This is a genomic window from Chlorogloeopsis sp. ULAP02, assembly GCF_038404745.2.
GTDB lineage: Bacteria > Cyanobacteriota > Cyanobacteriia > Cyanobacteriales > Nostocaceae > Chlorogloeopsis.
On record NZ_JAYKTT020000013.1, the window covers coordinates 1 to 4,954 of the forward strand.

Sequence of the window (4,954 nt, forward strand, 5' to 3'; positions counted from 1 at the left end):
TAATAAAGGGCCTAATTATGTTATAAAAACTCAAGATACTGCAACTAAATTCGGGAATTGCTTTGTTGCAGGTACAGAAATCCTAACCACTGAGGGTATAAAAAATATTGAGGATATTCAGGTTGGCGATTGGGTAATTGCTGATGACCCAACTACTCCAGGGGAGATTGAAGCACGGCAAGTAACAGATACGTTTATACGTCAAACTACTGCTTTAGTTGACCTGTATATTGATGGAGAGGTGATTTCAACTACAGGCGAACATCCTTTCTGGACTCCTGATAAGGGTTGGGTGGAAGCGAAAGATTTGCAGGTAGGGTCATTGCTGCAAACTGAGGATGGCAGGGTTATTGATGTTGATAGAGTAGAGAAGCGGGAAGGGCAGTTTGAAGTTTATAACTTTAGTGTTGAAGAGTTCCATACATATTATGTTTCAGAACTTGGAATTTTAGTACATAATGCCCGGAAAGATATTTACTTTGGGGATGGAGTAAAAGCTGATAGTGATGTTTTTCACAAGGATATTAAACCTAATATTTTAAGCAAAGCAGGGAAATTTCAAGGCAAGGTTGGTAAAAACCCTGATATTAAAGTTGTGAATGGGAAGATAGTATTGACAGGAACAGGCCAATTTAAAGGAAAAAGTTTTAAAACAGATCTCTCAGCATCAGATTTTTTTGGCAAGAGTGATATACCTGATGTATCAGATACCCCTGATCTACTTGATGAGTAAATAAGAATAAATTGGAGCAAAGTCGTGAAGTATACATATATTTTGAGAATTGATTGTGGAAACGACAAAATAAAAATAGTCAATGATATTTTGGGAATTAATAACACTTCCAATAATTCATATTGGGAGCAAACACTGATTGAAGAAGCTTTAGACCCCCCAGTAAATTTCATAGATAAATTTTTAAACCTTTTAGAAGGAAAATATCAAAAACTCTCTAGAGTTGGAGTTAATAAAGATGATATATCAGTGTGGGTGTATTATGAATATGATGAACAGTGTAATATGTCATTTTCACCTGAAGATATGAAACGTTTAGGGGATAATCAAATTACTCTATGTATTTCATGCTGGGAGACAGATAGCAAAAATATTTCACAGCAATCCTAAATACTAAATAACCTCATTTTTAATACACTGGTATGTTTGGTGAATGGGGTGCGGGTTTTGCTAGTGGCGTGTCTGGTGGTTTCTTAACTGATGTGTATGAATACACTACTGGCAAGAAGATTGAACCCAACCATGCAATGCTGTACAACGCTGGTAATGTTGCGGGGATCGGCGTTTCGTTCTTGGTAGGCATGAAAGCTGCTACTTGGGCAAAAACTACAATTGGCCCTCTCAAGTGGGTATCTCGGATCGATACTGCTTTAGATGTCTATGGTGCTGCTCAAGCTACTTATAATCTTTACCAGAGTTATCAAGATAACGGTAAGTTTGAACGGGAAGATGCTTGGAACCTGCTGGCTTACGTGCCTTTTGCTGGGTCAATCTTAGGTACTAAGAAGTTCTTTGCTGCTAATAAGGCGATTAATACTGGTGCTGAAGGTGTGGATAATGTTCTGCCATCTACGAAAAACACAATCACTAAGACCGGAAATTGTTTTGTTGCAGGTACAGAAATTCTCACCACTGAGGGTATCAAGAATATTGAGGATATTCAGGTTGGCGATTGGGTAATTGCTGATGACCCCAATACTCCAGGGGAGATTGAAGCACGGCAGGTATTAGATACTTTTGTGAGGGAAACTACTGCTTTAGTTGACCTATATGTTGATGGTGAGGTTATTTCAACTACAGGCGAACATCCTTTCTGGACACCTGATAAAGGTTGGGTGGAAGCGAAGGATTTGCAAGTAGGGTCATTGTTGCAAACTGAAGATGGCAGGATTATTGATGTTGATAGGGTCGAGAAGCGGGAAGGGCAGTTTCAGGTTTACAATTTCAATGTTGAGGGATTTCATACTTATTTTGTTTCTGACTTAGGGATTCTGGTTCATAATGCGTGTTTTAAACCCGAAAAACTGCAACATGAATTCAAACATGCAGGTGATTTTGGAATTACTGGTAACTGGAATAAAACTAATGGGAGTGAATTCCAGAAAGTTCTACAAAATCATATAGATAACGCTCCTCAACAAATTCCTGGAACTTTTCGGTGGAAAACATCAGTTACTCATTATTTCGATCCATCTACAAATTTATGGGTAGCGATTGACGCTAACGATAGTTTTGTTGCAGGGTGGAAATTAAATCCTAACCAGGTGAATGATTTACTTACAACGGGGAATATATGGTAAAAAATGACTTGTGTAAAATTGAATCACAGTGTTGTTCTCTCATCCAAAGATTTCTGGCTCATGAAGCTTCAGTAGAAGATTTTTGCTCAGACTTGACTACTTTATGGATGAACTATAGAGATATTCAGGAAAGTATAAAAAAAACCTGGGATGAGCCATACGATCAAAAATTGGTTGAGGCACGTCTGCGTGGTGAACTAACTGCTGAAGAATTTGGAAAACTGTATAGCGAGCTTTGGGGTCTTACTGAAATGATGGATTTTTCTAGGATGATTAATGGCGTACATAGCGCCTGTAGTGCATTCAGCCCATCACCTGAATACGAGTGGGAAATGGACGAGCAACAATTGGGGTCAGAAGTTCAAACACTTTTGACAAACTATCAAAAGACTTGTCGCTAAATGAATACTACAAATTGACAAATACTCTAAATAGGATCTAAAACCTCGATGATATAGAAGACTTTTTAAATAACTTTATAGGTAACTATCGCCACATGGCGTAAAACCAAACCCTCGCTAGTTAGTAAGGTGAGCAATGCCCACAACATACTTTTAAAGTTGAGAGGTTCTAGAAGATAGCGCTGGATATGTTGGTGCTTCTTATTTAACAAGAGCATCTAGTAATTCCTCGTAGCGACTGTCTTAAAGTCAAGCGATCGTTGGGTGGAGCGAAGCCAAACCCAACAATAATATCAACATTAATATTATTTGCCACCAAAAGATATTTTATAAAAATCTAACTTAGCACCTTTGAAAAGATTCCTTTGAGATTTGCACAAAAACCGGGATTTTCTTTGTTACAAGCACAGAAATTCTTACCACTGAAGGTATCAAGAATATTGAGGATATTCAGGTTGGCGATTGGGTAATTGCTGATGATCCAACTACTCCAGGAGAGATTGAAGCACGGCAGGTATTAAATACTGTTGTCCGTCATACAAATAAACTGGTTGATATTTACATTGATGGGGAAGTTATCTCCACAACAGAGGAACATCCTTTCTGGACACCTGATAAGGGTTGGGTGGAAGCCAAAAACTTAGAAGTTGGGTCGCTGCTACAAACGGATGATAGCAGAATCATTGACGTAGATAAGATTGAGAAGCGTGAGGGTGACTTTACCGTCTACAACTTCGCTGTTGAGGGATGGCACACTTACTTCGTCTCGGATTTGGGAGTTCTGGTTCATAATACCCAGTGTCCCATTCCAAATTATAAACAAGGCGGAAAATATACAGAACCGACATTACCAGACAAAGTAGTTGCTGAGAAGGGGGAAGTCAAGATAGTTCATAATTATAGAAGTAACGATCATGCACCCGCCCATGTTCACATTATAGGAGGTGGGCCAGAAACCAGAATCAAAATTAGTGGAGAAACTATGCCGGGTGATCCATCTCCAACTACTAAACAACAGAAGGTTATTGATGAAAATTTACCACTCATCCGGAAGAAATTAAAAAAAATTATTCAGTGGCTCAAGTATCAAGATTTGCCAAATCAATAATATTTCAGACCTTTTCATAGTTAATTATGGATTATCAGATAATTGAAGACCCAGATTTTGTTAGACTTCAATTCAGTAAAGAATGGATTGAAGTGGGAATAATAACTAGCGAAAATTTTGCTTTGATTAAAAAAGAATACATGAAAGGAGAAGATCACAGGACAGAGCATTATCGATGGGGAGCTTTTCGAGCTTTCTTAGAAGCAAATAAATTTATTCCTCCAGAAAAGTTTTATATACTCTACAAGTTAGGGAAGAACGATCCAGATTACTCAATGGGCAGAGCTATGATATTTGACATTATTAAACGTCTAGATTGTCCACAAGAATTGCTAGATACCGCTATTAATGATAGCGATCTAACTTTAGCTAAATATGCATTAAAATGTAAAGCTATTAGAGATAAATCAAAGCTTTCTTAAAAAGAGACGACCTTACTACATATAAAAAATTGCTTTATTGCAGGTACAGAAATTCTCACGACTGAGGGTATTAAGTAAGTAGAATCGCATCGATTCTGTAGGTTGGGTGAAGATAATCTGAAATACGAAAAACAACGAGAAGGTTTTATTATCATATCTGCAAATTAAAATAGCAAAAAACATTGACTATTAATTACAAATAATGTAAGGATTCAGGTTTAATATTGAGGAAGTAAAGAAGGGCGAGACAGATAATTATCCCTGTTGTGTCATTTTGGGAGAAGCCAATTCCTGAAAGCCTTTGAGAGCTTTACTTTTGAGTTTTTGCTAGAAATTTTAGTTTCTGTTAGAAAAGAAAAACTCAAAACTTTATTAAATCAACGTTTCAGAGTTTCGCTCCGATTATTGTTTTCCGCAAGTGGCAGAAGAGGGCTACCCCTGCCACTTCACCAGTACCCCATCTGCCGCCACCAATCCCCACTGCGGACATTTCGCCACCAATTTCTTGATCACAATCCGCACTCGCTGGGTCGTCCGCCCAACATTCCATCATAAACTCAACCCCTGGATTTTCGCGCAATTGTTCTGCCATCTTTAGCCTGTCCATCTGCCAAGGACGCGCTTTTGACCGTGCAGCGATCATATCAGGAGACCATTTGTCGGGTTGTGACACGAAGTAGTGCAAAATTTGTATCTTGATAAAAGTTGTA

8 protein-coding genes are annotated in these 4,954 nt (G+C 38.2%); 6 read left to right on the forward strand and 2 right to left on the reverse strand.

The window, feature by feature from the left end:
• The 4 genes from U2718_RS07955 to U2718_RS07970 form a co-directional block, all read left to right on the forward strand.
• Positions 1 to 733 (forward strand): polymorphic toxin-type HINT domain-containing protein (locus U2718_RS07955; RefSeq protein WP_411813247.1); only part of this gene is annotated, 733 nt, incomplete at its 5' end.
• 24 nt (positions 734 to 757) lie between these two features.
• The gene (locus U2718_RS07960) at positions 758 to 1,123 is read left to right on the forward strand and encodes a hypothetical protein (RefSeq protein WP_341999926.1); all 366 of its coding nucleotides are present in this window, start codon (positions 758 to 760) and stop codon (positions 1,121 to 1,123) included.
• 32 nt (positions 1,124 to 1,155) lie between these two features.
• A complete protein-coding gene (locus U2718_RS07965) occupies positions 1,156 to 2,313 on the forward strand; it encodes a polymorphic toxin-type HINT domain-containing protein (RefSeq protein WP_341999928.1) in 1,158 nt (385 codons plus the stop codon).
• Positions 2,307 to 2,714 (forward strand): hypothetical protein, encoded by a 408-nt coding sequence (locus U2718_RS07970; protein WP_341999930.1) that lies wholly within the window; start codon positions 2,307 to 2,309, stop codon positions 2,712 to 2,714. The genes U2718_RS07965 and U2718_RS07970 overlap by 7 nt, the downstream gene beginning before the upstream one ends.
• 65 nt (positions 2,715 to 2,779) lie before the next feature.
• Here the strand turns inward: U2718_RS07970 and U2718_RS07975 are convergent, their stop codons facing one another.
• Positions 2,780 to 2,932: a hypothetical protein gene (locus U2718_RS07975; protein WP_341999932.1), complete on the reverse strand. Its 153-nt coding sequence runs from the start codon at positions 2,930 to 2,932 to the stop codon at positions 2,780 to 2,782.
• 194 nt (positions 2,933 to 3,126) lie between these two features.
• Between U2718_RS07975 and U2718_RS07980 the strand changes: the two genes are divergently transcribed.
• Positions 3,127 to 3,822 carry a polymorphic toxin-type HINT domain-containing protein gene (locus U2718_RS07980; protein ID WP_341999938.1) on the forward strand — a complete coding sequence of 232 codons (696 nt, stop codon included), beginning with the start codon at positions 3,127 to 3,129 and terminating at the stop codon, positions 3,820 to 3,822.
• A 26-nt stretch (positions 3,823 to 3,848) separates the two neighbouring features.
• On the forward strand, positions 3,849 to 4,244 hold the full coding sequence (locus tag U2718_RS07985; RefSeq protein WP_341999934.1) for a hypothetical protein: 396 nt from the start codon (positions 3,849 to 3,851) through the stop codon (positions 4,242 to 4,244).
• Between the two features lie 385 nt (positions 4,245 to 4,629).
• Here the strand turns inward: U2718_RS07985 and U2718_RS07990 are convergent, their stop codons facing one another.
• Positions 4,630 to 4,917 (reverse strand): hypothetical protein, encoded by a 288-nt coding sequence (locus U2718_RS07990; RefSeq protein ID WP_411813248.1) that lies wholly within the window; start codon positions 4,915 to 4,917, stop codon positions 4,630 to 4,632.
• Positions 4,918 to 4,954 lie beyond the last annotated feature (37 nt).